The sequence below is a fragment of the Enterobacter sp. CCUG 70166 genome, from assembly GCF_020224095.1.
GTDB classification, from domain to species: Bacteria; Pseudomonadota; Gammaproteobacteria; order Enterobacterales; family Enterobacteriaceae; genus Enterobacter; species Enterobacter intestinihominis.
Map to the genome: position 1 here is coordinate 90,793 of NZ_NRIQ01000003.1, position 26,735 is coordinate 117,527.

A 26,735-nucleotide genomic window follows, 5' to 3' on the forward strand; every position below is an offset into this window, starting at 1 on the left:
TGCTTTAAAAATAATAAAGAACCGACATATACAGATGACTTGAGGTATGCATGAACGTTAATGCGAAACCACTTTCTGAATTAAGCCGGCTCATAAAGTGTCTGGAAGTCGCCGGTACCCCATTTAAAACGGAACCACAACAATTTATAACTACCGGCAATAATGATGATGAACCATTGACATTTGTAATACAATCCGGCCTGACAGTCGTTCACCGTAAATCAGATGAATTACTCGTGGGTATTGCACGGGCACCCTATATTCATGGATTAAGTGCATGGATTAATGACAGCTATCTTGAATATTCCCTGATGGCACAAACACCTTGTACCGGATTTTATTTGCCAGCCTCTACTGCATGCGAAATTATTCAAGAAGCACAACTCTGGCAAGAAGCATTCTGCTGGCTTTCATGGCTAAATCATTTACTGGGAAAACGTGATATCCAGCTGGTCGGAAATAATTCGTATAGCCAAATTCGGGCGATGCTAATCAATATGGCCGAGTGGGATGACGCGCTACGCTCAAAAATTGGTGTGATGAATCATATTCAGCGTAGCACGCGTATATCACGTTCGGTGGTTGCGGAGGTTCTGGCGGCGCTGCGTCAGGGGAACTACATCAATATGAGCCGGGGCAAACTGATCAGTATCAACCGTTTGCCCACGGACTATTAAGCTCAGTTAGCGGCCGTAAGTACCTGCGCTTTATTGGCGCTCAGCTCGGCTACAAGGTTATTTACGCCATCACTCATATTCACGAAGCGGGTGTTCGGTGACCGGGTGACCACCACAAAAGCGCCCACGTTTGATTGCGGAATCATCGCCATGTAGGTGATGAATCCGCCACCCCCACCAGTTTTTTGAATAATACCCGGGCGACCATCTTTTGGCGCCATATATACCCAGCCCATGCCGAGGGCATCGGCTTTACCGGGAACATCCATACCAATGACGCGACGTAACTGAGCACGCTGGTAGATGAGCGTCTGCATTCGGTCGGCCTGATTACTGCGCGCGTAAAAATCCGATGAGAGGAACTGTTGCATCCAGCGCATCATGTCGCCAGGCGTAGAGTAAACCCCACCGCTGCCAATGGCTGCCAGCGTGTTATTACACGGGCTGGCCCCTTTTTCCGCCACCATCAGACGCTTGCACTGGTCCGGGGAGGGGGTGTAAGTAGTATCTTTCATCCCGAGCGGACGCGTGATTTGCTCTTCAAACAGCTGAGGGTAAGGCTTACCTGATGCCGTTGCTAACGCGTCGGCCAGCAGATCAAACGCCAGGTTAGAATAGCCAGCCTGAGAACCCGGAGCCGATTTCAGCGTTGCGGTGCTCAGGTAGTTCCAGCGTTGTTCGCGAGTTGGCCATACAAAGACAGGGCGATGCGCAGCGCCACCGGGCTGTTCTCGCGGCAGGGCGCTGGTATGGGTCGCCAGGTTCACCAGCCTGATCGGCGTTCCCTGATATGTCGGAACGCGAGCGCCGGGTGGCGCATATTTGCTGAGCGGATCGTCGAGTTTTACCACGCCTTGATCGAGCAATTTCACCAGCATTTCGCTGGTCATCAGCTTGGTTATCGACGCGACACGGATAACGGAATCCAGCTGCGGGCGAACGTTATTTCCCGGTCGTGTTTCACCGAAGCTGCGAAACACCCGCTGGTTACCGTCGATCACGACCAGCGCCATTCCCGTCGCACCACTGCCGTAATAAATAAGGTTCGCATAGCGATCGGCAATGTCAGAGGCCAGAACCGGTGCCGTCAGAGGCTGTGCTGCCTGGGCGGTGGACAGGCTCACCGCACACAGCGCGGCGAAAGAGAGCAGACAACGTTTCAACGAAAAGCATCCATCCAGTGAATAAGGAGAGTTACGGGTAGTTATACTACTAATCGGCGTCGGGCAATCGTCCGATTTGCATAACGATAGCGAGAAAAACGTAACCGTGGGTAAATTTGCACAATTTACTTACGGCCAGACTCCCATTTTGTGACATCGGGCTTATGATAGTCACCAGTTACATTCATTATTGCGGAGAACGGTATGTCTGAAAAGCGTGTGGTTTTGGTGGTTGATATGCAGAATGGGGTGTTTAAGACGCCGCGCCATCAGAGTGAGAAATGTGTCTCACTGATCAATCAGCTTACCCAGGCTGCTGAGGCCGTTATTTTCATACAGCATACTGAAGCTGGCGGGCTAGAGGAGGGGAGCGAAGGGTTTGCATTGCTGCCCGATCTCAACCAGCCGGCAGGGGCGTTTTACGTCACGAAGACCGCTTGCGATGCCTTCTATAACACTTCGCTCGAGGCACTGTTGCGCGAACAGGAGATCGATGAATTTATTATCTGCGGCTGCGCGACGGATTATTGTGTCGATGCCACCTTTAAAAACGGTGTCAGCCGGGGCTACCACATCACGGTTGCGGAGGATGCCCACACCACGGCCAATCGTCCAGCGGCCGATGCCCAGGTTCTGATCGCGCACTATAACGATGTCTGGCGTAACTTCATCGCCCCTGCCAACCCGCCTTCGGTGAAACGCACCGAAACAATTCTTGAAAACTGGAAAGCGAACTAATAATTCACCCGCAGGTCTGACTTTTTTGCCTGAGCCGGGAGGCTGGCCCAGGCAAGGTTTCGTGTGGCGATATGTTAAACACAGCAACAGCCATAACAACAAGAAGGAAGCACAATGTTTAAGTCTTTTTTCCCAAAGCCGGGGCCCTTTTTCCTGTCGGCATTTATTTGGGCACTGCTGGCTGTCATTTTCTGGCAGGCCGGTGGCGGCGCGTGGCTGACCCGTCTTACGGGGGCAACGGGCGACATTCCCATTAGCGCTGCGCGCTTCTGGTCCATGAGCTATCTGCTTTTCTACGCTTATTACATGCTCTGCGTGGGGCTTTTTGCCATGTTCTGGTTTATCTATTCGCCTCACCGCTGGCAATACTGGTCGATTCTCGGCACGTCGTTAATCATCTTTGTCACCTGGTTCCTGGTGGAAGTGGGCGTGGCGGTCAACGCCTGGTATGCGCCGTTTTACGATCTGATCCAGACGGCGCTGAGTTCGCCGCATAAAGTGACCATTAACCAGTTCTACCATGAGGTGGGGATCTTCCTCGGCATCGCCCTCATCGCCGTGGTGATCGGCGTGATGAATAACTTTTTCGTCAGTCACTATGTGTTCCGCTGGCGTACCGCGATGAACGAACACTATATGGCGCACTGGCAGCACCTGCGTCATATCGAAGGTGCCGCACAGCGTGTGCAGGAAGACACCATGCGTTTTGCCTCTACACTCGAAGATATGGGCGTGAGCTTTATTAATGCCATCATGACGCTGATCGCCTTCCTGCCGGTGCTGGTGACGCTCTCATCCCACGTTCCGGAACTGCCGATTGTCGGCCATCTGCCGTACGGCCTGGTCATTGCCGCGATTGTCTGGTCGCTGATGGGAACGGGACTGCTGGCAGTGGTGGGGATCAAGCTGCCGGGGCTGGAATTTAAAAACCAGCGCGTGGAAGCGGCCTACCGTAAAGAGCTGGTGTATGGTGAAGACGATCCCAACCGTGCGTCACCGCCTACCGTGCGTGAGCTGTTTGGCGCCGTACGTCGTAATTACTTCCGCCTCTATTTCCATTACATGTATTTCAATATCGCGCGCATCCTTTATCTTCAGGTTGATAACGTTTTCGGGTTGTTCCTGCTGTTCCCGTCCATCGTTGCGGGTACGATTACGCTCGGTCTGATGACCCAGATCACCAACGTTTTTGGTCAGGTTCGCGGTTCGTTCCAGTACCTGATTAGCTCCTGGACTACGCTGGTGGAGCTGATGTCCATCTACAAACGTTTACGCAGTTTCGAGCGTGAGCTGGACGATAAGGATTTGCAGGAAGTCACCCATACATTAGGTTAAAAAGGAATTGCTATGCCATTTGCCGTACCACGTGCATTACCACTGACGTTACTCGCCGCCGTCGTGCTGGCGGGCTGTGCCGAGAAAGGGGCTACCCCGCTCAAAGAAGGGGAGAAGCCCGTTGATGTGGCGAGCGTGGTGCGGCAAAAAATGCCCGCCAGCGTGAAGGATCGCAGTGAGTGGGCTGATGCGCTGGCAACGACCTTCAAAAGTCAGAAGATCGCGCCTACCGAGGAGAACATCTGCTCTGTACTGGCGGTGGCGCAGCAGGAATCGATGTATCAGTCAGATCCTGTTGTGCCTGGCCTGAACAAAATCGCCTGGAAGGAGATCGACCGCCGGGCCGAATCGATGCATATCCCGGTTTTCCTGGTACATACCGCCCTTAAAATCACCTCGCCAAACGGGAAAAGCTACAGCGAACGGCTGGATACGGTGAAAACCGAGAGGCAGCTCAGCGCCATTTTCGATGATTTCATCAATATGGTTCCGATGGGGCAGAAGCTGTTTGGCTCGCTGAATCCGGTACATACCGGCGGTCCGATGCAGGTAAGCATCGCATTTGCGGAAAAGCATACCGACGGCTATCCGTGGGATATCGACGGTACGGTGCGTCAGGAAGTCTTCTCCCTGCGCGGTGGGCTGTGGTTTGGGACGTATCACCTGCTGAATTATCCGGCCAACTACGATAAACCGCTGTATCGTTTTGCCGACTTTAACGCGGGCTGGTATGCCAGCCGAAATGCAGCCTTCCAGAATGCGGTAAGCCGCGCCAGCGGTGTGAAGCTCGCTTTGGATGGCGATCTCATTGCATACGGCAGCAGCGAGGCAGGGTCCACCGAACGGGCAGTGCGAAAACTTTCGACGAAACTGGAGATGAGCAACAGTGACATTCGCCGACAGCTGGAGAAGGGTGACAGCCTGGCGTTTGAGAAAACGGATCTGTATAAGCAGGTTTTCGCGCTTGCAGAGAAGAAAAGTGGAAAGGCACTACCCAGAGCCATTCTGCCAGGCATTCAGCTTGAAAGCCCGAAGATCACGCGTAACCTGACGACCGCATGGTTCGCAAAACGCGTGGACGATCGTCGGGCTCGCTGTATGGGACTGTAATCAGTGGCGGTTGCGCCAGCGCAGCACGAGCGCAATCACGCCCAGAACCATGCTGCCCGCGAGGAAGGGAATGAGCCCGAATACGGTGCTCACGCCTAAACCGATTTCAACGCGCGGGCGGCCGGTATCCTGCACCTGCATCAGATGCTCATACACGCCAGGGGCATGCACCAGCATATTCAGCAGTTGGGTTCCTGCCCAGAAACAAAACAGAACAAACAGGGCATAGGCAATATTCCCCGCCGTGGAGGTTTTTGGTTGTTTTCCGCCAAAAATCGGTTTCGACAATGTAAAGTCTGCCATAAGACCTCCCGAAAATATCACTCTGTTTTAATACGCGTCGTACAGGGTGAGTGTGACAGGTCATAGCATTTGTCAATATCAGAATCGTGGGAAATTCGGCTCAGGATTTCTCCTGGATTGTCGATTTCTGCATCACGTCACAAATTGATAACATAAGTGAAACTACGCTGCTTTTCAGAATTTACGTATCCGCCACAGACGGCTTTATCAAACTGTGAGAGGATAGTTTTTTTTCTGCCGGAGTTGTCATGAAGCTCACTTCCAAACTACGCCGTGACTGGCATTACTACGCCTTTGCGATCGGGCTGATCTTTATACTCAACGGTGTTGTCGGGCTGCTGGGATTTGAAGCGAAGGGCTGGCAAACCTATGCGGTTGGGCTGGTGACATGGGTAATCAGTTTCTGGCTGGCGGGATTCATTATCCGCCGTCGTCCCGATGAGACGACGGCAGAGAAAGCCGACTAACCGTCAGTTAACAGAGCTTTTCAGGGCGCTGTCAGCGGCGTGACGCTCCAGCGCCAGTTCAATCAGGCGGGTGATCAGTTCCGGATAGCTTATTCCGCTGGCCTGCCACAATTTCGGGTACATGCTGATATTGGTAAAGCCCGGCAGGGTGTTGATTTCGTTAATCACCACCTCGTTATCCGCCGTCAGAAACACATCGACGCGCGCCATCCCACTGCATCCCAGCGCCTGATAGGCTTCAACGGCGATCGCCCGGATCTTGTCGTTAACGTCAGGATCGAGCGCGGCGGGAACCACAACCTGGGCACCTTTGTCGTCAATATATTTGGTGTCGTAGGAGTAGAAGTCGCTATTCAGTACCACTTCACCACAGGTACTCGCCTGCGGGAAGTCGTTACCCAGTACGGCGCACTCAATTTCGCGCCCGTTAATTCCCTGCTCAACCACCACCTTGTGGTCAAACTCAAAGGCCAGACGAACGGCATCGTTAAACTGTGCTTCGCTGGTGACTTTGCTGACGCCGACGGACGAGCCCTGATTCGCCGGTTTCACGAACAGCGGCAGGCCGAGTTGCGCCTGGATCTGCGCGAAGCTGTGTTTATCGCGGTTGGCGCGAGTGAGCGTGACGAACGGTGCAATATTCAGACCGGCGTCGCGCAGCAGACGTTTTGTGACGTCTTTATCCATGCAGGCGGCAGAACCCAGCACATCGGAGCCGACAAACGGCAGGTTCGCCATCCGCAACATGCCTTGCAGGGACCCGTCTTCGCCCAGCGTGCCGTGAACGATAGGGAACACCACGTCAATCTGTGCCAGCGCCTGCGCGTTCCCGGCATCAATAAGCTGTCCCTGTGCCACGCCTGGAACCGTTGCGACGCTGATATCAGAAGGATTAAGGGCGATGTGCGCCGGATCGTCAGCGTGTAACAGATACTGGCTGGCATCGTTAACATGCCACTGGCCCTGTTTATCAATGCCCAGCAGCACCACGTCAAAACGGCTTTTATCAATCGCATCAACGATATTTTTAGCCGATTGCAATGACACCTCGTGCTCTGATGATTTTCCCCCAAAGACAATACCTACGCGCTGCTTTGCCATCTCACTCTCTTCCAGTCTGACGAAAAGCCAATAACATACCACGATGCCCGGCGGGTTTCGCGGCCTTCTGCCATAATGTTTTGAGGGATGTTGAAGGGGGGCGCGTGAAAGGAAAAGGTCTGCTTATTCTTATTGTTATTGCCGGGATCGCCACGGTGGGCTACCGCTGGTTGCCGCCGCATTACAACCCTTTCGTGCCGCTTACGCTTGACGATCCGCCTGGAAAAATAACCCAGTTTAAACTCCGGCACTTAACGCCGCAGGCGTGCGAAAACCTGTTAGCGCAGGCGAATCAACGCCAGCTTATCCGTACCCAGGCTGTCGCTGACAGCGACGGGGAGTGTCCGCTGAGTAACGTGGTGCGCGTGCGCGATTTTGGCCCGGTCAGCCTGAACGGCAGCTTTATTGCCAGTTGCCCGCTGGCGTTAAGCTCGGCGCTGTTTGTCAGCCAGCAGGCCCGGCCGCTCACCCAAACCTGGACCGGCAGCGAGCTTACGCGTATTGAACATCTGGGCAGCTTCGCCTGCCGCAATATCTACAGCCGCCCGGATGCGCGGCGCAGCGAACATGCCACGGCGGATGCGCTGGATATCAGCGCTTTCAGGCTGGCAAACGGACAGCGTGTTACCGTCCTCAACGGCTGGAAAGCGGAAAAGACGCAGCCCTGGCTACAGGCGCTGCTGTCGGCAAGTTGCGGCTATTACGGTAACGGTCTGGGGCCGGACTACAATGCCGCCCATGCCAACCATTTCCATCTGGGAATGCGCGGCTATGGCTTATGTCGATGAAGCATAATCTTCCGCCGAAAATTGGATAGATTGTGACTTATCTCACAAATATGATGACTGGGAAGATAAAACACCAAAGTCTGCAAGGCCGCATCTCTGGCGCTATGTCATTGCGCGTAACTTGCTAATCTGTCGGCGAATTCGCCTAAAAATGAAGACTATTTCTGTTATGGAATCCTGGAAAGTTAACCTCATTTCAGTCTGGTTCGGCTGCTTCTTCACCGGACTGGCTATCAGCCAGATATTGCCCTTCCTGCCGCTTTACGTGTCGCAGCTGGGGGTCACTTCCCATGAAGCGCTCTCTATGTGGTCCGGCCTGACGTTCAGCGTGACGTTTCTGGTGTCCGCCATTGTGTCACCGATGTGGGGCAGCCTTGCGGATCGCAAGGGGCGCAAGTTGATGCTGCTCCGCGCCTCGCTGGGGATGGCGATAGCCATTTTGCTCCAGGCCTTCGCCACCAACGTCTGGCAGCTGTTTATTCTGCGGGCGATAATGGGGCTGACCTCCGGGTACATTCCGAATGCCATGGCGCTGGTGGCCTCACAGGTACCGCGCGAGCGGAGCGGCTGGGCACTCAGCACGCTTTCCACGGCCCAGATTAGCGGTGTAATTGGCGGCCCCCTGCTCGGCGGCTTCCTGGCTGACCATGTTGGGCTGCGCGCGGTCTTTATCATTACCGCCATCCTGCTAACGGTCAGCTTTCTGGTCACCCTTTTTCTGATTAAAGAGGGCGGTCGGCCTGTCGTCAGCAAATCAGAACGCCTGAGCGGAAAGGCGGTTTTCGCCTCGCTACCTTATCCTGGCCTGATGATTAGCCTTTTTGTGACAACGATGGTGATCCAGCTCTGTAACGGCTCGGTGGGACCGATTCTGGCGCTGTTTATCAAGTCGATGGCACCGGACAGCAGCAACATTGCTTTTCTGAGCGGGATGATTGCCGCCGTGCCGGGCGTGTCGGCGCTGATGTCCGCTCCGCGTCTGGGGAAACTGGGCGACAGGATCGGTACGGCACGCATTCTGATGGCAACGCTCATCATTGCGGTGCTCCTTTTCTTTGCCATGTCGTTCGTCACGACACCGCTTCAGCTCGGGGTGTTGCGCTTCCTGCTTGGCTTCGCGGATGGTGCTATGCTGCCTGCTGTACAGACGCTGCTGGTGAAATATTCCAGTGACCAGGTAACCGGCCGCATTTTTGGCTACAACCAGTCGTTCATGTATTTAGGCAACGTAGCGGGCCCGCTTATTGGTGCCTCGGTCTCGGCGATGGCGGGTTTCCGCTGGGTATTTGCCGCGACGGCGGTGGTGGTGCTTCTTAATATTATTCAACTGGCCTTTGCCTTGCGCCGTCGCCGGCGAATCGCTGAGGCAAAGTCAGGCCGACAAACACGATAATATATTATTAATTCTTATGATGGCCGCATTTTTATATAACGAAATGCGGCTCCTGTCTTTTAGAAAAACGTTTCGCTTGCGCTCCGAAATATCTTTTTTGGCAGCAATGTCACTTTTGCATAAGATAAAACCAATCCATGCTTTTCATTATTCAGTGAGGGTGTTAATTTCAGGGGAAATCACATAAGGACATAGCACCATGAAAAATCTCATTGCTGAGTTGTTGGTTAAGCTTGCCCAAAAGGAAGAAGAGTCGAAAGAGCTGGTTGCCCAGGTCGAGGCGCTGGAAATCGTTGTAACGGCGCTGCTGCGACAGATGGCAAAACCAGAGCAGGAGGCGTTGATCGACAACGTTGAAGGCGCGCTGGAAAAAGCTCGCCCTGATTCACAGGTGCCCGCAGAGGACGCGGAGCTGCTTCAGCAATACGTAAAGAAGCTTTTAAGGCATCCTCGCAGTTAACCGGCCAGAGGTGAAATGACGTGTCACAGAATTGTCATGCAGGATGCCTGGCGTCGCTCTGTTTTTATTTTTACCCCGTTACCATGGGGAAATTAAAATGAAGCAGAGCACACTTTTCACCGCATTAAACTCGCTCGTAATTACCTCCTCCGTTCCTGCGAAACCGGTTAATAATAATCGCGCTGCGACGGGACTGAAATAACCCTGAATCACGGTGAAAATCATGGCCGCAGGGTGGTTTTTTTCCCGTAACGAACCAGACTTAACGTGGAACTTCACATAAAGGATGGTGCAATGAAAACAACAATACTGGTTACCCTGCTCTCTGGCCTGTGTCTGATCGCCTCAGCACATGCGGAAGAGAAAACGTTAACGCCCCAGCAGCAGCGCATGACGACCTGTAACCAACAGGCGACCTCGCAAAGTCTGAAAGGGGATGCCCGTAAAACGTATATGAGCGGCTGCCTTAAAAATGGTACGACCAAACCGGGTGAAAAAAGCCTGACCCCGCAGCAGCAAAAAATGCGCGAGTGCAATGCCCAGGCGACACAGCAGATGCTGAAAGGCGACGATCGCAGCAAGTTTATGAGCGCGTGCCTGAAAAAACAGGCGTAGTGCTAACGGGTGAGCCACGGCTGTGGCTCACCCAAAATTTCATACTTTCCCCGCTATCCCCCTCTCTATAATTTGGGAAAATGTTTCAGAATATTCCCAAAAATGATGAATGATGAGTTTTATGACAATCACGAGAACATTCGGGAAGCGTGGTATCAGCAGCTTTCTCAGGATGACTCATACCGTTCCGGTCTGCGATTTGCCTGGCGAATACGGCTGGCACGCATCGTTGGTCTGGCGGCGCTGTTTGTTCCGCTTGCCAGCGTTCTGGTGAGTCAGCTTCTTTCTGGCGTCTGGTGGTTGCTATTGGTGGGCTGGGTCTTTGTCTGGCCCCATCTGGCCTGGCAGCTGGCTTTTCGTTCGACCTGCCCCCACAGCGGTGAAATCGTTAATCTGAAAATCGATGCCATCATTGCTGGCGTCTGGATGGGCTTAATAGGGTTCAATGCGCTGCCAACGGCGGCGCTGATCGTGATGATCGGCATGAACATGATGGGATCGGGGGGATGCCGCTTATTTCTGACAGGACTTGCGCTGCTTGCTCTGTCTGCCCTGCTCACCGTGCAATCCACGGATACTCCTGTGCTATTGACCTCTGAACCGCTGGCGTTGTGGCTGACGCTCCCCGTGCTGGTGGTCTACCCCATGCTGTTTGCCTGGCTCAGCCACCGCACGGCGATCCGGCTGGCAGAGCATAAGCGTCGGCTTGAGCTGATGAGTACCCGCGACGGAATGACCGGCGTGTTCAATCGCCGTCACTGGGAAACGTTGCTGCGTAACGAATTTGAGGCCTGCCGTCGCAGCCATCGACAGGCGACGATACTGCTCATCGATATCGATCACTTCAAGACGATCAACGACACCTGGGGGCATGACGTGGGGGATGAAGCGATTGTCGCCATCACGCGCCAGCTTCAGCTGACCCTGCGCGCAGGCGATTATATTGGCCGCTTCGGGGGAGATGAATTTGCGGTGATCATGTCCGGCACGCCTGCCGAAAACGCGATTGCGGCGATGGCGCGCGTCCATGAAAGGCTGGTCAACATGCCGCTGCACGGAGCACCTATGGCAAGGTTGTGTATCAGCGTTGGGGTTGCCCCCTGGGGGGCGCAGTTCACGCACTATCGTGAATGGCTAAAGGCCGCGGACGTGGCCCTCTATAAAGCCAAAAATGCCGGACGGGGTCGCACCGAAGTGGCCGCCTGACGCCCGGCGTAACGCATCAGGACTTACTCAGCTTCTCTGATTTTTCCATGCATTTTTCCATCGCCTCGATCACGGCGGAGCGGAACCCGCGCTCTTCCAGCACGCGCACGGCTTCAATGGTTGTGCCCCCCGGCGAGCACACCATATCTTTCAGTTCGCCCGGATGTTTACCCGTTTCCAGCACCATTTTGGCCGAGCCCATCACCGCCTGCGCTGCAAATTTGTAGGCCTGCGCGCGCGGCATACCGCCAAGTACGGCGGCATCGGCCATGGCTTCGATAAACATAAAGACATACGCCGGGGCAGAACCGCTCACGCCGACAACCGGGTGGATCATCGGTTCGGCAATCACTTCCGCTTCGCCGAAGCAGCGGAAAATGTTCAATACATCCGCCACCTCTTCAGAAGTAACCAGCGCGTTTGGGGTAACGGAGGTCATACCGGCATTCACCAGCGACGGGGTGTTTGGCATGGCGCGAACAATCTTACGGTCGTGCCCCAGCGCGCGGGCGAGCTGGTCGAGGGTCACGCCTGCGGCAATCGACACCACCAGGCTCTCTTTGTTCAGGCTGGAGGTGATCTCGCTCAGGACTTTAATCATGATATTCGGCTTAACGGCGCCAAAGACAATGTCCGCCACCTGAGCCACTTCCTGCGCGCTTTCGGCGGCGTTGATACCATACTCATCACGCAGCGCCGCGACTTTATCCGGGGATGGGGTATAGACCCAAATCTGCCCCGGCAGCACCTGGCCGCTGGCTATCAGTCCACCGAGGATAGCTTTACCCATGTTTCCGCAGCCGATAAACCCGATTTTCTTATCCATCACGTCTCTCCGTTATTATGCGTTGTTATCTCTCATTGATAGCTTAACAACGAAATGCAGGCGACAATAGTCGCCAGAATCATAATGGGGAGACACTATGGCGATTTGGGTTGATGCGGACGCGTGTCCGAATGTGATTAAAGAGATTTTATTCCGCGCCGCCGAGCGGGTGCAGATGCCGATGACGCTGGTGGCGAACCAGAATATCCGCGTGCCGCCCTCCAGGTTCATTCGTTCTCTGCGCGTGCCGGCCGGGTTCGACGTGGCAGATAACGAGATAGTACGCCTGTGTGACGCAGGAGATCTGGTGATCACGGCGGATATCCCGCTGGCTGCCGACGTGCTGGCGAAGGGGGCCGCGGCGCTTAACCCGCGCGGCGAGCGCTACTCTCCGGCAACGATCCGGGAGAAGCTCACCATGCGTGATTTTATGGATACCCTGCGTTCCAGCGGCGTGCAAACCGGTGGGCCGGACAGCCTGTCGCAGCGCGATCGCCAGCAGTTTGCCGCCGAGCTGGATAAATGGCTGCTGGAAGTGAAGCGCCGCCCGGCGTAGCCCACCTCCGGGCTGTTTTGTGGTACAGTGTGGCTTCCACAGGCTTGTCATTCCGTACCGCTTTGCAGTAAAGTTAGCGCAACATCTTCTGCAATCATTTCTTTACAGCCTTCAGTTATCCGGCAGCAAGGGGAACACCTGGTTATGAACCCACCCATCTTTTTAGTTGGCCCTCGCGGCTGTGGGAAAACCACCGTTGGTCTGGAGCTGGCGCGTCTGTGCCAGAGTCAGTTTGTCGATACTGACCACTGGCTCCAGGAGAATGCCGGTAAGACCATCGCCGATATCGTGGAAAATGAGGGGTGGGAGAGCTTTCGTGCGCGCGAAACGGCCACGCTGGAAGCGGTGACCGCACCGTCGACCGTGATTGCGACCGGTGGAGGCTTTATTCTGGCGCCGTATAACCGCCAGTTTATGCGCGAAAAGGGTGTCGTAATCTACCTTTGTGCCCCGGTTTCTACGCTGGTGGGGCGGCTGGAGGCGTTTCCGGAAGAGGGGCAGCGCCCGGCGCTGACCGCGAAACCGCTGAGTGAAGAGGTCAGCGAGGTCCTCGCCGAACGCGATGCACTGTACCGCGAGGCGGCACACCACGTTGTGGATGCGTCAGCGTCACCCGAGAAAGTTGCGATTCAGATTATTACCGCCCTGCGTTTGGCTTGCGCCAGCTGACAGCCGTCTATACTCATAGCTCAGACATAAAAAAAGGATGAGCTATGCCAACCAGACCTCCCTATCCACGTGAAGCCCGCATCGTTACCGTTGAAAAAGGTAATAGCGATCAGACCGTAACCTGGTACCAGCTGCGTGCCGATCACCCTAAACCTGATTCGCTGATCAGCGAACATGAAACCGAACAGGAAGCGCTGGATGCGAAACGGCGCTATGAGGATCCCGAGAAGTCCTGACAAGAATCCGAATTCGTTACAACCGTGCCTGAATCACATTTTTAACTTATCGCTGATGTTAAGCAGCAGTTAATATTTAGTTATTACAGGTAGATTTGGAAAGGCCAGTCGATCTTTACATTACGGTGTAGAGATCCCCTGCTACGCTTGGTGCTGTTTTGTTGAATAAATGAACAGTGCAGCGTAGTGAGCCTGTACCTGTGTGGCAGTAGTGGTAGTAACGGAAGGCGATCAAAATGAAGGCGACGTTGGCGATCCTCACGATTGGTGTGGTCCCTGTAAGCGAAGTATTACCGCTCTTAACCGAGCATGTCTCTGAACAACAAATTACGCATCTCAGTCTGTTAGGGAAGCTGAGTCGGGAAGAGGTCATGGAAGACTACGCAGTCGGGGAGGGGGAAGATCCCCTGGCAACGTTACTCAGTGACGGTAAACTGGCGCACGTGTCACGCCAGAAAATTGAGCGCGCGCTACAGGGTGTGATCGAAGTGCTCGACAATCAGGACTATGACGTCATTTTGCTGATGAGCACAGCACCCGTTAAAGGACTCAGCGCGCGTAATGCCATTCTGCTCGAACCGATGCGGATTATCCCCCCGCTGGTGGCGTCAATTGTTGATGGTCATCAGGTGGGCGTTATCGTTCCCGTAGAAGAACTGCTGGATAACCAGACGGTGAAGTGGGCCGCGCTGGAGCACACCCCGTTGTACGCGCTGGCAAACCCGTTCTGGGACAGCGAAGCGAAGCTGATTGCGGCCGGGCAGGAGTTGATCGACAGAGGGGCGGATGTCCTGATGCTGGACTGCCTGGGCTTCCATCAACGGCATCGTGATTTACTGCAAAAGACGCTGGATGTTCCGGTGCTGCTCTCTAACGTCCTGATGGCGCGTCTGGCGTCAGAATTACTGGTGTAATGATTTTTCGTGACAGGTCATGAGCATGGCCCCTATAGTGGATTTTTCTCTATAAATATAAGGGCCAGTTCATGCTTCAAAGTAACGAATACTTTTCCGGTAAAGTGAAATCCATTGGTTTTACCAGCAGCAGCACTGGCCGCGCCAGTGTCGGCGTCATGGCGGAAGGGGAATACACCTTTGGCACCGCAGAAGCGGAAGAGATGACGGTGGTCAGTGGTGCGCTGAACGTCCTGCTGCCGGGTGAAACGGAATGGAAAGTCTATAGTGCCGGGCAGGTGTTCAACGTGCCGGGCCACAGCGAGTTCCATTTACAGGTTGCAGAGCCAACCTCATATCTGTGCCGCTATCTGAAATAAAAGCATGCCGGGTGGCGCATTCGCTTACCCGGCCTACGTTTTGCCTGTCAACGCTGCGCTTCGCCGCCGAGACCTTCCACCAGGTTCTGGATCAGCGCCGCCAGCTCGCCGGTCATCAGGATAAAGTCTGCGTCAAAGCGCTGAGCATAATCTTCGCGGTCGATATCTTCGTTCTGATCGCGCAGTTCATCGCAGAATTTAAGGCGCTTCACGGAGCCGTCATCACACATCACAAACTGAATGCGCTGCTGCCAGTCGAGTGCCAGTTTGGTCACCACTTTGCCCGCTTCAATGTGCACGGCGATCTCGTCGCTCACCAGATCCTGTTTCTTCGCGCGGATCACGCCGCCTTCTTCCAGCAGCGCTTTCAGCTCTGCTTCATCAAGGATCTGGAAGCCCTGCGCGGCAGTCCCGCTGCGCACCCACTCAGTCAGGGTCAGCTCAATCGGCGTCTCCAGTGCCAGCGGTACCACCGGTAATGAGCCAAGGCTCTTACGCAGCAGCGCCAGCGTATCTTCCGCTTTTTTGGCGCTGGCGCAGTCGACCATGATCAGCCCGTTCACGGTGTCGATCCACATCATGGTCTGGCTAAAGCGGCTAAAGGCGCGCGGCAGCAGCGAGTGCAGCACTTCATCCTTCAGTGAATCTTTTTCGGTTTTCTTAAGCTTACGGCCCTGTTCAGCTTCCAGCTTGAAGATCTTCGCTTCGAGCGCCTGCTTCACCACAGGCGTCGGCAGGATCTTCTCTTCTTTGCGGGCGCAAACGATGATTTGCCCCGTGCTGCTGGCGTGGGTCAGCGCATCGCTTTGAGAACCCATTGGCGGAACCCAGCCGGTTTTTGCCATATCCTGGCTACCGCAAGGGGTAAAGGAGTAAGCGGCTAACTGTTTTTCCATCTCTTCTGCACGCAGCGAAACGTCGCGGCTGAGACGGTAAACCATCAAATTTTTGAACCACAGCATGATAATTTCCACGGCCTTGTCGTTAAATCAGCGGGCATGATAACGAATTGTCGCATCGCTTGCATTGCTAATCGGGAAGTGGGCTTCTACTCTGTTGATAATCAAAATAATGAGGAGTGTCTTGTGCGTATTGGGATTGATTTGGGCGGCACCAAAACAGAAGTTATTGCGTTGAGCGAGCAGGGGGAGCAACTGTTTCGCCACCGTCTGCCTACGCCGCGCGATGATTATCACCAGACCATAGAGACGATTGCCCGTCTGGTCGATATGGCAGAGCAGGCAACGGGCGAGACGGGCACGGTCGGGATGGGGATCCCCGGCTCCATTTCGCCGTATACCGGCGTGGTGAAAAACGCCAACTCCACCTGGCTCAACGGTCAGCCGTTTGATAAAGACTTAAGCCAGCGTCTGAACCGGGAAGTGCGTCTGGCAAATGACGCTAACTGCCTGGCGGTCTCTGAGGCCGTAGATGGCGCAGCGGCTGGCGCGCAGACCGTATTTGCGGTCATTATCGGTACCGGCTGCGGGGCGGGCGTGGCCTTCGGTGGGCGCTCGCATATTGGCGGCAACGGCACCGCGGGTGAGTGGGGGCACAACCCGTTACCGTGGATGGACGAAGATGAACTCAAATACCGTGCCGAGGTGCCGTGCTACTGTGGCAAGCAGGGCTGTATTGAGACCTTTATTTCCGGCACGGGGTTTGCCACCGATTATCATCGTCTGAGCGGCCAGCCGCTGAAAGGCAACGAGATTATGCGTCTGGTTGAGGAGCAGGATCCGGTGGCTGAACTGGCGCTCAGCCGCTACGAAATGCGGTTGGCTAAATCACTGGCGCATGTGATCAATATCCTCGATCCGGACGTGATTGTGCTGGGCGGCGGCATGAGCAACGTTGACCGGCTGTACGCGACGGTGCCAACGCTGGTGAAACAGTGGGTATTTGGGGGCGAATGCGAAACGCCGATCCGCAAAGCCGTCCATGGAGATTCCAGCGGTGTGCGCGGCGCGGCGTGGCTCTGGCCGGAATAAACGCAAAACGGCAACTTGCGTTGCCGTTTTTGATGTTTGTACCCTCTCCCACAGAGAGAGGGCCAGGGTGAGGGCAACATCCCCCATTTACTGCACCGCAAACTCCCTGTCCAGCCTGCTATACCCCAGCCCGTTTATCTTCTTCACCTTGATCTGCACCGGAATACGTTCTTTCATTGCCTCTACGTGGCTGATCACGCCGATGGTTTTCCCGGTGGCGTTCAGCGCGTCGAGCGCATCCAGCGCGGTGTCCAGCGTTTCGCTGTCGAGCGTGCCGAACCCTTCATCCAGGAAAAGCGAGTCAATGCGCGTTTTGTGACTGACCAGATCGGAAAGCGCTAAAGCCAGCGCCAGACTGACGAGGAAACTTTCCCCGCCGGACAGGGTACGGGTATCGCGTACCGCATCGGCCTGCCAGGTATCAACCACCTCCAGCTCCAGCGCGTCGCTGGCTTTACGCTGAAGCAGATAGCGGCCATGCAGACGGTTGAGCTGCTGGTTGGCAAGCCACACCAGATTATCCAGCGTCAGCCCCTGGGCGAATTTACGGAATTTATCGCCGGTGCTGGAGCCTATCAGCGCATTGAGATAGCCCCAGTCGTCAGCCTGACGCGCCGCCTCCTCAATCTGCTGCATAAGCGCCTGCTGGTGCAGACGGTTATCACCGTCCTGCTTGAGCTGCTGGCGGATCTCCCCCTGATGCGTGGTGTTTTCACGAAGCAGTTGCGCCAGCTGGTGTAACTGCGCCTGAAGGGTTGCGGCGTCGGTTTCCAGCCCCTCGGGGCGCTGTGCCTGATGCGCCTGAAGCTGCTGGTTTGCCTGTACGGAGAGCGCCGTGGCCTGCTGGAGCTGGTTCTCCAGCGTCTGCTTTTGTTGTTCAAGCTGGCGGATCGACGCTTCATCCAGCAGGGCGGAGAGAAATGCCTCCTGACTGGCAAAGCAGCTCGCGGTCAGCGCGGCGCTGAACTGAGCCTGCGACTGCTGAAGCCGTTCACGCTCAAGCGTCTCCTGCTGCTGTAGGGTGGCGAGCTGGCTTTGTAGCGACACGCATTCGTCATGGATGCCGCGCCAGTTCTCAGGGATAACCGCGTCGGCTTCTGCGTCATCAGAATCCGGCAGCGTCTCCAGGATGGGCATCAGGGCGTTAATACGTTCCTGAATCGTACCGTGCTGGGCCTGTTTTTCCTGCCACAGGGTATATTCGCTTTCGCGCGCGCTCAGCCAGGCGCTTTCAGCCCCTTCATCGGGCACGCTAAGCGACAGCGATTGTAACGAGGCCGCCAGCGCCTGACGCGTCGCCGTCAGCTGCTGCTGGTACTGGCGCGCCTGATCTTCCTGTTCATTGAGCTGGTTTTGCAGCGTCAGACGCTGGCTAAGCTGATACAGCTGGCGTTCATACTGCTCCTGTTCACTCATCCAGGGGGCAATATCATCCTGAATATTCAGCGCTATGTTCAGGGAGGCGCAGACCTCCAGCCACTCTTTAGTGAGTGCTTGCTCTTCCTGAGAGAGGGCCTGTACTTCCTCTGTCTCGCGCTGGATCTGTTGGGTGAGCGCATTCACCTGCCCGAGCACCAGCAATCCTTCCTCTTTTAGCGCGGCAACCTCTTTCTCCAGCGCGTCGCGGCGGCGCTGATTGTCGGTCAGTTCAAGCGCCTGATACTGCACAACTGCCGGATGTTCGCTTGAACCGCAGAGCGGGCAAGGTTTACCCGCTTCGAGCTGTGCACGATAGTTCTCAAGATCCTTGATTGTCGCCTCACGCTCACAGAGCGCTTTCAGGTCGGCATAGTGCTGATTTTTCTCTTTGAACTGCTGACGCCGCAGGATCAGCGTTTCATTGAGCTTACCCTGCTCAGCCTGCGCTTTCTGCACGCTTTCCGCATTATGGCGCAGCCGTTTTTGCAGCGGCTGATAGCGAGCGTGAAGCGCAGTCAGACGCTGGCGGAGCGCCCGCGATTGTGCCTGTTGCTCCATTGCCGTCGCGAGATCCTCAGCCGTCAGCGTCAGCGTACTCTCCGGCATCTCAGCCAGTTTCTGACGAAGCTCAGCCATACGCGCTGACTGGGCCACAAGCTGATTTTTATCGCGACTCAGTTGCGTAAAATGCGCCCGCCAGCCGGCAATTTCCTGCCCCCACTGACGGAAACGTTCGTGTTCTGTTAGCCACTGCGTCAGTACCTTGTGCTCTGTCTGCAACTGTTCACGGTTGCGCAGCGCACCGTTGCGAATACGCGAGCGCTGCGCCGCTCTGTCGAGTAAGCGAGTGTTTACTTCAACAATTCGCGCTGTTGTCTGCGCCAGGCGGGTGGTCTGCTCCTGCTGATACTCCCACAGCGGACGTAGCTGGGCGGCGGGCTGTGCCAGCTGGAGCTTCGCCAGTTGCGGCGCGGCGTCCGTCAGAGCCTGTTGCGCCTGCTGCTGCGAAGCGGCTGCGCGTTGCTGCTCACGTATCAGCTCGTCGTTACGCGTAAGCCACTGAAAATCTTTCTGTTGGCTCTGCTGCTGTGCCAGCAGGATTTTTTCTTCATCAGTAAGTGCCTGCAAACTTTGCTGCAAGTGCTGCTGCTGTTCCTCGCTCAGCAGCACAACGCCTGCGGCCTGCGCTTCGCACATCTCCAGCGCGTTGCGTGCCGCTTTGTGTTTTTCAAAAACCATGGCGGAAATGTGGCCGTAAATTTCCGTGCCGGTCAGTTCTTCCAGCAGCTCTGCGCGATCGCTCGGTTTAGCATTCAGGAAGGCGGCAAACTGCCCCTGTGAGAGCAACATCGAGCGGGTAAAGCGACCATAGTCCAGCCCGGTGAGTGCGGCGGTTTGTTCCAGCTTATCCGTGACTTTATCGGCCAGAATTTTGCCGTCTTCGCAGCGGGCCAGCTCAACGCGCGGTGCCTGTAAGTTCCCGTCTGGCTGGTTGCGGGCGCGGTTCTGGCTCCAGAAAGCGCGATAAGCAACGCCTTTGACCTCAAATTCCACTTCAGCCAGGCATTCGGCGGTATCGCGCGTCATCAAGTCGTTTTGTGCCTGAGAGACCTTATTAAGACGCGGTGTTTCGTGGTAAAGCGCCAGGCAGATGGCATCCAGCAGCGTGGTTTTACCCGCGCCGGTTGCGCCGGTGATGGCAAACAGCCCATTGCTGGCGAAAGGCTCCGCGGTGAAATCGATTTTCCACTCACCCTTTAGCGAATTCAGATTTTTCAGACGCAGGCTCAGAATTTTCATGCGTTTTCGTCCTCGTCATTGAGGGAATGCAGGGTATGGGCAAACAGCTCGTTAAGCCTGGTGCGCCTGGCCTCGTCCACTTCTTCATGCGCAAGCCGCCGCGCGAACACCTCTTCAACCCGAAGTTCGCTAAGCGTTTCACGCTGGGCGTTCAGCAGAATTTTCTCGCGCTGCTCGCGGCTGCGACGTACCAGCAGCACCTCCACGGGAAGGTCTTCCGTCAGCGTCTGAATTTTACGCTGCATATCGTACAGGTAGTCATCGGTGGTGATTTCGATATCGAGCCAGACGGGGGGATTAAGCGCTGCGCCGCGCCACTGCTCAAGCTGAGCGGTAATGGCGGCCAGATCGCCTTTCAGCACCGCCAGCGGCTGGGTGACCGGCACCTCAAGCGTCTCAACGGCGCTAAGTTTGTCTTCGGTGAAGCTCACCAGATGCACGGATTTGGCTTTGCCCGTTTCGTCAAAACTGAGGGAAATGGGCGAGCCGCAATAGCGAATATGCTCGCATCCCCCGACGATCTGGGCCCGGTGAATATGCCCGAGGGCAATGTAGTCGGCGGGGGGAAAGTTTTGCGCTGGAAACGCGTCCAGCGTACCGATATAAATCTCGCGCACCGCGTCACTCTTACTGGCCCCGACGGTGGTGAGGTGCCCGGTGGCAACGATAGGAATTGCCTGTTCGCCGCGCAGGGCGCAGGCTTCCGTATGCTGCTGGTGATAATAGCGGGTGATGGCCTGCAACAGATGCTGCTGTTTTTCGCTCCCGGACAGGCCTGCCTGGCTTTGCACGATATCGCGCGGGCGTAAAAACGGAATTGGGCATAGCACTGCGCCCGGCGTGCCGTCACGTTTTTTCAGGATCTGCGGCGCGTGTCCGGCGCTGGCCACCACGGTGGTATTGAGGAACGCCAGAATATCGCGGGATTCATTCAGCGTCGCGACCGAGTCATGGTTTCCGGCGACAATCACCAGGTGACAACCGGTTTGCTGGAGGTTGACCACAAAACGGTTGTACAGCTCACGCGCATAGCTCGGCGGCGATCCGGTATCAAAAATGTCGCCCGCCACAATAATTGCGTCCACCTCGTGAGCCTGAGCCGTCTCCAGCAGCCAGTTCAGGAACGCGTCATGTTCCGCGGCGCGGCTTTTGCTGTAAAAATTTTGACCCAGGTGCCAGTCTGAGGTGTGAAGTATGCGCATAAAAGATCCGTGGCAATAATAAGAAAGCAGGATTATAAACGTTCGGGGAACGGAAAATAACCGCTGTAATAAAACAACAGTTTGCTATTTATCGTGGTAATGTTTTTCATAAATCTGTCATAAATCTGACGCATAATGACGCCGCATTACAGACTTGTAACTTAAATACGATAAGACAGGGCAAAGTATGGCGAGACGTATTCTGGTCGTAGAAGATGAAGCTCCGATCCGTGAAATGGTGTGCTTCGTGCTTGAACAAAATGGCTTCCAGCCGGTTGAAGCGGAAGATTATGACAGCGCGGTGAACCAGCTGAATGAACCCTGGCCCGATCTGATCCTGCTGGACTGGATGCTGCCTGGCGGTTCCGGATTGCAGTTTATCAAGCATATCAAACGCGAGGCGATGACCCGCGATATCCCGGTGGTGATGCTGACGGCGCGCGGTGAGGAAGAGGATCGCGTGCGCGGTCTGGAAACCGGCGCGGACGATTACATCACCAAACCGTTCTCCCCGAAAGAGCTGGTGGCGCGTATCAAAGCCGTGATGCGCCGTATTTCACCGATGGCGGTGGAAGAGGTGATTGAGATGCAGGGCCTGAGCCTGGATCCTACCTCACACCGGGTCATGACCGGTGAAAATCCCCTCGATATGGGCCCCACCGAATTTAAACTCCTGCACTTCTTTATGACCCACCCGGAGCGCGTTTACAGCCGCGAACAGTTGCTGAATAACGTCTGGGGAACTAACGTCTATGTCGAAGACCGAACGGTTGACGTCCATATTCGCCGCCTGCGTAAAGCACTGGAACTGAGCGGCCACGATCGCATGGTACAGACGGTCCGCGGCACGGGTTATCGCTTCTCGACCCGTTTCTGAACAATGACAGGAGTGTGACGCGTGCTGGAACGTCTGTCATGGAAAAGGCTCGTCTTTGAACTGATCTTATGCTGTATTCCGGCCCTCATTCTGGGGGCTATTTTTGGCTATCTGCCGTGGTTTTTACTGGTGGCCGTGACGGGGTTGCTCGTCTGGCATTTCTGGAATTTACTGCGTCTTTCCTGGTGGCTGTGGGTCGACAGAAGTATGACACCCCCGCCGGGAAGCGGGAGCTGGGAACCGCTACTCTACGGCCTGCACCAGATGCAGATGCGTAATAAAAAGCGCCGTCGTGAGCTGGGAAGCCTGATAAAACGCTTTCGCAGCGGCGCGGAGTCGCTGCCGGACGCAGTGATCCTGACGACGGAAGAAGGGACCATCTTCTGGTGCAATGGCCTCGCACAGCAGCTGCTGGGCCTGCGCTGGCCGGATGATAACGGTCAGAACATCCTCAACCTTCTGCGCTATCCCGAGTTCACGCTGTATCTGAAAACGCGTGATTTTAGTCGTCCGCACAATCTGAAGCTCAATAACGGTCGCCATCTTGAAATTCGCGTGATGCCCTACAGCGATCGGCAGTGGCTGATGGTGGCGCGGGATGTCACCCAGATGCATCAGCTTGAGGGCGCGAGACGTAACTTCTTTGCCAACGTCAGCCACGAGCTGCGTACGCCGTTGACGGTGCTTCAGGGCTATCTGGAGATGATGCAGGAGCAAACGCTTGAGGGGGCGCCGCGTGAGAAAGCGCTGCATACCATGCGGGAACAGACGTTCCGCATGGAAGGGCTGGTCAAACAGCTACTAACGCTTTCAAAAATTGAGGCTGCCCCGTCGCTGGCGCTAAACGACATCATTGATGTGCCGATGATGCTGCGAGTGGTGGAGCGCGAAGCCCAAACGCTGAGCCATAATCAACACACCCTGAGTTTTGATGTTGATAACACGCTGAAAGTGCTCGGCAGTGAAGATGAGCTGCGAAGCGCTATCTCAAACCTGGTCTATAACGCCGTGAATCATACCCCGACAGGGACGCATATCGCGGTGCGGTGGCAGCATACTCCGGCAGGGGCTGAGTTTAGCGTCGAGGACAACGGGCCGGGGATTGGGCCTGAACACCTCCCGCGTCTCACCGAACGGTTCTACCGGGTGGATAAGGCGCGCTCGCGGCAGACCGGCGGGAGCGGACTGGGGCTGGCAATTGTGAAGCATGCCGTCAGCCACCACGAAAGCCGGCTCAATATCGAAAGCACCCTGGGTAAGGGCACGCGCTTTAGCTTCGTGATCCCGGAACGATTAATTGCCAAAAAAAGTGCCTGACAGCGTGTGTGTCAGGCTACCTTTCCACGGGCCAGCGATTGCTGGCCCGTTTGCTTTGCAGTCAAGCGAAACGCGAGTGAATATTATACGGCTGGTGCTTTTTTGTTCGCATGATTAGCCATGAGTTTTTCTTATACATGGCATATTATTTTGGTCTGAATTTTCATGCTGGCATATTGTTCTGGTTTTACGATCCCTTCTTGCCTTTAAACGTTATAAGCGTTTAAATTGCCCCCCATATACTGTCAGACCGACTGTATTTGCGTGGTAAATCGAAAAACTATTCTTCGCCACGCCTGGACGGGAGCATATCCCGCTGAAATTGAGCAAATTTTCCGCTGTATCGTCCCGTCAGGGATGGCGAAAATCTCAACGTATTCAACACCACATCCACAGGCAGTAAGGTTTTATGACCCATCACTTGAAATCGCGTGACATTATCGCGCTGGGCTTTATGACATTTGCGCTGTTCGTTGGCGCAGGTAACATCATTTTTCCTCCAATGGTTGGCTTACAGGCGGGTGAACACGTCTGGACGGCTGCGTTTGGCTTCCTGCTTACTGCCGTGGGCCTGCCGGTACTGACCGTTATCGCGCTGGCGAAAGTCGGTGGCGGTGTGGACAGCCTCAGCACCCCGATTGGCAAAGTGGCTGGCGTTCTGCTGGCAACCGTCTGCTATCTGGCCGTTGGCCCGCTGTTCGCGACCCCGCGTACGGCGACCGTCTCCTTTGAAGTGGGTATTGCCCCGCTGACCGGTGACGGCGCGATGCCGCTGTTTATTTACAGCCTCATTTACTTCGCCATCGTGATTCTGGTTTCTCTCTATCCGGGCAAACTGCTGGATACTGTGGGTAACTTCCTGGCACCGCTGAAAATTGTGGCGCTGATTGTGCTGGCGGTTGCGGCCATCGTCTGGCCTGCGGGGCCCATCAGCTCCGCGATGGACGCCTACCAGAACGCGGCGTTCTCAAACGGTTTCGTGAACGGCTATCTGACGATGGATACGCTTGGCGCGATGGTGTTTGGTATCGTTATAGTTAACGCCGCGCGTTCCCGCGGGGTGACCGAAGCGCGTCTGCTGACTCGCTACACCATCTGGGCTGGCCTGATGGCCGGTGTCGGCCTGACGCTGCTGTATCTGGCGCTGTTCCGTCTGGGTTCAGATAGCGCAACGCTGGTCGATCAGAGCGCAAACGGCGCGGCGATCCTGCATGCTTACGTGCAGCACACCTTTGGTGGTGCAGGCAGCATGCTGCTGGCGGCGCTGATTTTCCTGGCCTGTCTGGTGACGGCGGTGGGTCTGACCTGCGCCTGCGCGGAGTTCTTCGCTCAGTATCTGCCGCTTTCTTACCGCACGCTGGTGTTTATCCTCGGCATCTTCTCCATGGCGGTGTCAAACCTCGGTCTGAGCCACCTGATTCAGGTCTCAATTCCGGTGCTGACGGCGATCTATCCGCCATGTATCGTGCTGGTAGTGCTGAGCTTCACCCGTCCGTGGTGGCATAACTCCACGCGAATTATTGCGCCAGCCATGTTTATCAGCCTGATTTTTGGTATCCTTGACGGGATCAAAGCATCAGCATTTGCAGAAATCCTGCCAGCCTGGACACAGCGTCTGCCGCTGTCCGAGCAGGGCCTGGCCTGGCTGATGCCTTCCGTTGTAGCGCTGGTTCTGGCGATTATCTGGGACCGTGCGGCAGGGCGTCAGGTGACATCCAACGCCCATTAATCAACGGCAACAAATTGTTTAACCACGGGGCTTAAGGCCCCGTGGTTTTTTGTTTTTTTCGTGTTGAATGGCAAGATTTTAATGGAAAGCACTAACAAACTTAAACGTGGATTGAGCACCCGCCACATCCGCTTTATGGCGCTGGGCTCGGCTATCGGTACCGGTCTTTTTTATGGCTCGGCAGATGCCATCAAAATGGCCGGTCCAAGCGTTCTGCTGGCCTACATCATCGGCGGAGTGGCGGCGTATATCATCATGCGCGCCCTTGGCGAAATGTCGGTTCACAACCCCTCTGCCAGTTCCTTCTCCCGCTACGCGCAGGAAAATTTAGGCCCGCTGGCCGGGTTTATCACCGGCTGGACCTACTGCTTCGAAATCCTGATTGTTGCCATTGCCGATGTGACGGCGTTTGGTATCTATATGGGGGTCTGGTTCCCCGCCGTGCCGCACTGGATCTGGGTGCTGAGCGTGGTGCTGATTATCTGCGCCGTTAACCTGATGAGCGTGAAGGTGTTTGGCGAGCTGGAGTTCTGGTTCTCCTTCTTCAAGGTCGCGACCATTATCATCATGATCCTCGCCGGTTTCGGCATTATCATCTGGGGTATCGGCAACGGTGGACAGCCAACCGGCATTCACAACCTGTGGAGCAACGGCGGCTTCTTTAGCAACGGCTGGCTCGGGATGGTCATGTCGCTGCAGATGGTCATGTTCGCCTATGGCGGAATCGAGATTATCGGCATCACCGCCGGGGAAGCGAAAGATCCGGAGAAGTCTATTCCGCGCGCCATCAACTCGGTGCCGATGCGCATCCTGGTGTTCTACGTGGGCACGCTGTTTGTGATTATGTCCATCTACCCGTGGAACCAGGTGGGCACCAACGGCAGCCCGTTTGTCCTGACTTTCCAGCATATGGGCATTGCGTTTGCCGCCAGCATTCTCAACTTTGTGGTGCTGACCGCCTCGCTGTCGGCCATCAACAGTGACGTGTTCGGCGTGGGCCGTATGCTGCACGGCATGGCGGAGCAGGGCAGTGCGCCGAAGGTGTTTGCCAAAACGTCGCGTCGCGGTACCCCATGGGTAACGGTGCTGGTTATGACCGTGGCGCTGCTGTTCTCGGTCTACCTGAACTACATTATGCCGGAGAACGTCTTCCTGGTGATTGCGTCGCTGGCGACCTTTGCGACGGTGTGGGTGTGGATCATGATCCTGCTGTCGCAGATTGCGTTCCGTCGCCGCCTGTCGCCAGAAGAGGCCAAAGCGCTGAAGTTTAAAGTGCCGGGCGGCGTGCCAACGACCATTGTCGGTCTCATCTTCCTGGTCTTCATCATTGGCCTGATTGGTTATCACCCGGATACCCGTATTTCCCTGTACGTGGGCTTCGCGTGGATCGTCCTGCTGCTGGTGGGCTGGATGTTTAAATGTCGCCGCGATCGTCAGCTGGCGGAAGCACAGTAACATTCTTTTCCCCTCTCCCCGTGGGCTGA

27 protein-coding genes are annotated in these 26,735 nt (G+C 55.5%); 20 read left to right on the plus strand and 7 right to left on the minus strand.

Going from position 1 to position 26,735, the window contains the following annotated elements; all coding sequences use genetic code 11:
• The first annotated feature begins 50 nt into the window (after positions 1 to 50).
• Positions 51 to 677 carry a helix-turn-helix domain-containing protein gene (locus tag CKK19_RS01785; RefSeq protein WP_063854079.1) on the plus strand — a complete coding sequence of 209 codons (627 nt, stop codon included), beginning with the start codon at positions 51 to 53 and terminating at the stop codon, positions 675 to 677.
• Between the two features lie 2 nt (positions 678 to 679).
• Here the strand turns inward: CKK19_RS01785 and ampH are convergent, their stop codons facing one another.
• On the minus strand, positions 680 to 1,840 hold the full coding sequence (gene ampH, locus CKK19_RS01790; RefSeq protein ID WP_022647200.1) for a D-alanyl-D-alanine-carboxypeptidase/endopeptidase AmpH: 1,161 nt from the start codon (positions 1,838 to 1,840) through the stop codon (positions 680 to 682).
• Between the two features lie 204 nt (positions 1,841 to 2,044).
• Between ampH and CKK19_RS01795 the strand changes: the two genes are divergently transcribed.
• The 3 genes from CKK19_RS01795 to CKK19_RS01805 all read left to right on the plus strand — a co-directional run bounded on the left by CKK19_RS01795 (position 2,045) and on the right by CKK19_RS01805 (position 5,023).
• Complete coding sequence (locus CKK19_RS01795; protein ID WP_023305557.1) at positions 2,045 to 2,578, plus strand: isochorismatase family protein; 534 nt, start codon at positions 2,045 to 2,047, stop codon at positions 2,576 to 2,578.
• A 114-nt stretch (positions 2,579 to 2,692) separates the two neighbouring features.
• Positions 2,693 to 3,913 carry a peptide antibiotic transporter SbmA gene (sbmA, locus tag CKK19_RS01800; RefSeq protein ID WP_022647202.1) on the plus strand — a complete coding sequence of 407 codons (1,221 nt, stop codon included), beginning with the start codon at positions 2,693 to 2,695 and terminating at the stop codon, positions 3,911 to 3,913.
• A 12-nt stretch (positions 3,914 to 3,925) separates the two neighbouring features.
• Positions 3,926 to 5,023, plus strand: a complete 1,098-nt coding sequence (locus CKK19_RS01805; RefSeq protein ID WP_045308919.1) for a DUF1615 domain-containing protein — start codon at positions 3,926 to 3,928, stop codon at positions 5,021 to 5,023.
• On the opposite strand, the gene CKK19_RS01810 is transcribed toward CKK19_RS01805, so the two are convergent.
• Entirely contained in the window at positions 5,024 to 5,326 is a 303-nt protein-coding gene (locus CKK19_RS01810) for a DUF2755 family protein (RefSeq protein WP_003859159.1), read from the minus strand.
• Positions 5,327 to 5,574: 248 nt separating this feature from the next.
• Between CKK19_RS01810 and CKK19_RS01815 the strand changes: the two genes are divergently transcribed.
• The gene (locus tag CKK19_RS01815) at positions 5,575 to 5,793 is read left to right on the plus strand and encodes a DUF2754 domain-containing protein (RefSeq protein WP_022647204.1); all 219 of its coding nucleotides are present in this window, start codon (positions 5,575 to 5,577) and stop codon (positions 5,791 to 5,793) included.
• Positions 5,794 to 5,796: 3 nt separating this feature from the next.
• Here the strand turns inward: CKK19_RS01815 and ddlA are convergent, their stop codons facing one another.
• A complete protein-coding gene (gene ddlA, locus CKK19_RS01820) occupies positions 5,797 to 6,894 on the minus strand; it encodes a D-alanine--D-alanine ligase (protein ID WP_063854078.1) in 1,098 nt (365 codons plus the stop codon).
• Between the two features lie 104 nt (positions 6,895 to 6,998).
• Between ddlA and CKK19_RS01825 the strand changes: the two genes are divergently transcribed.
• The 5 genes from CKK19_RS01825 (at position 6,999) to adrA (ending at position 11,356) form a co-directional block, all read left to right on the plus strand.
• Positions 6,999 to 7,682 carry an extensin family protein gene (locus CKK19_RS01825; RefSeq protein ID WP_063854077.1) on the plus strand — a complete coding sequence of 228 codons (684 nt, stop codon included), beginning with the start codon at positions 6,999 to 7,001 and terminating at the stop codon, positions 7,680 to 7,682.
• A gap of 169 nt (positions 7,683 to 7,851) precedes the next feature.
• On the plus strand, positions 7,852 to 9,075 hold the full coding sequence (locus CKK19_RS01830) for a multidrug efflux MFS transporter (RefSeq protein WP_063854076.1): 1,224 nt from the start codon (positions 7,852 to 7,854) through the stop codon (positions 9,073 to 9,075).
• A 199-nt stretch (positions 9,076 to 9,274) separates the two neighbouring features.
• Positions 9,275 to 9,535 (plus strand): anti-adapter protein IraP, encoded by a 261-nt coding sequence (iraP, locus tag CKK19_RS01835; protein ID WP_003859148.1) that lies wholly within the window; start codon positions 9,275 to 9,277, stop codon positions 9,533 to 9,535.
• 294 nt (positions 9,536 to 9,829) lie between these two features.
• Positions 9,830 to 10,150 carry a phosphate starvation-inducible protein PsiF gene (gene psiF / locus CKK19_RS01840; protein ID WP_023299425.1) on the plus strand — a complete coding sequence of 107 codons (321 nt, stop codon included), beginning with the start codon at positions 9,830 to 9,832 and terminating at the stop codon, positions 10,148 to 10,150.
• Between the two features lie 102 nt (positions 10,151 to 10,252).
• Positions 10,253 to 11,356, plus strand: coding sequence for a diguanylate cyclase AdrA (adrA, locus tag CKK19_RS01845; RefSeq protein ID WP_063854075.1), 1,104 nt, complete (start codon positions 10,253 to 10,255; stop codon positions 11,354 to 11,356).
• Between the two features lie 16 nt (positions 11,357 to 11,372).
• Here adrA and proC read toward each other — a convergent pair whose 3' ends face one another.
• On the minus strand, positions 11,373 to 12,182 hold the full coding sequence (gene proC / locus CKK19_RS01850; protein WP_038415461.1) for a pyrroline-5-carboxylate reductase: 810 nt from the start codon (positions 12,180 to 12,182) through the stop codon (positions 11,373 to 11,375).
• A 97-nt stretch (positions 12,183 to 12,279) separates the two neighbouring features.
• Here proC and CKK19_RS01855 point away from each other — a divergent pair, with 97 nt between their 5' ends.
• The 5 genes from CKK19_RS01855 (at position 12,280) to ppnP (ending at position 14,916) form a co-directional block, all read left to right on the plus strand.
• Positions 12,280 to 12,738: a YaiI/YqxD family protein gene (locus CKK19_RS01855; RefSeq protein WP_022647211.1), complete on the plus strand. Its 459-nt coding sequence runs from the start codon at positions 12,280 to 12,282 to the stop codon at positions 12,736 to 12,738.
• Positions 12,739 to 12,882: 144 nt separating this feature from the next.
• On the plus strand, positions 12,883 to 13,407 hold the full coding sequence (aroL, locus tag CKK19_RS01860) for a shikimate kinase AroL (RefSeq protein WP_063854074.1): 525 nt from the start codon (positions 12,883 to 12,885) through the stop codon (positions 13,405 to 13,407).
• 44 nt (positions 13,408 to 13,451) lie between these two features.
• Positions 13,452 to 13,643 carry a protein YaiA gene (gene yaiA / locus CKK19_RS01865; RefSeq protein ID WP_023305565.1) on the plus strand — a complete coding sequence of 64 codons (192 nt, stop codon included), beginning with the start codon at positions 13,452 to 13,454 and terminating at the stop codon, positions 13,641 to 13,643.
• A gap of 236 nt (positions 13,644 to 13,879) precedes the next feature.
• Positions 13,880 to 14,557: an AroM family protein gene (locus CKK19_RS01870; protein WP_063854073.1), complete on the plus strand. Its 678-nt coding sequence runs from the start codon at positions 13,880 to 13,882 to the stop codon at positions 14,555 to 14,557.
• A gap of 71 nt (positions 14,558 to 14,628) precedes the next feature.
• A complete protein-coding gene (gene ppnP, locus CKK19_RS01875) occupies positions 14,629 to 14,916 on the plus strand; it encodes a pyrimidine/purine nucleoside phosphorylase (RefSeq protein WP_003859131.1) in 288 nt (95 codons plus the stop codon).
• 47 nt (positions 14,917 to 14,963) lie between these two features.
• Here the strand turns inward: ppnP and rdgC are convergent, their stop codons facing one another.
• Positions 14,964 to 15,878, minus strand: coding sequence for a recombination-associated protein RdgC (gene rdgC, locus CKK19_RS01880; protein WP_063854072.1), 915 nt, complete (start codon positions 15,876 to 15,878; stop codon positions 14,964 to 14,966).
• Between the two features lie 123 nt (positions 15,879 to 16,001).
• On the opposite strand from rdgC, the gene mak reads away from it, so the two are divergent.
• A complete protein-coding gene (mak, locus tag CKK19_RS01885; RefSeq protein WP_003859127.1) occupies positions 16,002 to 16,907 on the plus strand; it encodes a fructokinase in 906 nt (301 codons plus the stop codon).
• An 87-nt stretch (positions 16,908 to 16,994) separates the two neighbouring features.
• On the opposite strand, the gene sbcC is transcribed toward mak, so the two are convergent.
• Positions 16,995 to 20,126, minus strand: a complete 3,132-nt coding sequence (gene sbcC / locus CKK19_RS01890; protein ID WP_063854071.1) for an exonuclease subunit SbcC — start codon at positions 20,124 to 20,126, stop codon at positions 16,995 to 16,997.
• Positions 20,123 to 21,328 (minus strand): exonuclease subunit SbcD, encoded by a 1,206-nt coding sequence (sbcD, locus tag CKK19_RS01895; protein WP_063854070.1) that lies wholly within the window; start codon positions 21,326 to 21,328, stop codon positions 20,123 to 20,125. Before sbcD ends, sbcC begins: the two co-directional genes overlap by 4 nt.
• 187 nt (positions 21,329 to 21,515) lie before the next feature.
• Between sbcD and phoB the strand changes: the two genes are divergently transcribed.
• From phoB to proY, 4 genes are all read left to right on the plus strand, one after another.
• Positions 21,516 to 22,205, plus strand: a complete 690-nt coding sequence (phoB, locus tag CKK19_RS01900; protein WP_003859122.1) for a phosphate response regulator transcription factor PhoB — start codon at positions 21,516 to 21,518, stop codon at positions 22,203 to 22,205.
• A 21-nt stretch (positions 22,206 to 22,226) separates the two neighbouring features.
• On the plus strand, positions 22,227 to 23,522 hold the full coding sequence (phoR, locus tag CKK19_RS01905; protein WP_023299433.1) for a phosphate regulon sensor histidine kinase PhoR: 1,296 nt from the start codon (positions 22,227 to 22,229) through the stop codon (positions 23,520 to 23,522).
• A 409-nt stretch (positions 23,523 to 23,931) separates the two neighbouring features.
• Positions 23,932 to 25,251 carry a branched-chain amino acid transporter carrier protein BrnQ gene (brnQ, locus tag CKK19_RS01910; protein WP_003859118.1) on the plus strand — a complete coding sequence of 440 codons (1,320 nt, stop codon included), beginning with the start codon at positions 23,932 to 23,934 and terminating at the stop codon, positions 25,249 to 25,251.
• An 81-nt stretch (positions 25,252 to 25,332) separates the two neighbouring features.
• A complete protein-coding gene (gene proY / locus CKK19_RS01915) occupies positions 25,333 to 26,706 on the plus strand; it encodes a proline-specific permease ProY (protein WP_017383160.1) in 1,374 nt (457 codons plus the stop codon).
• Positions 26,707 to 26,735 lie beyond the last annotated feature (29 nt).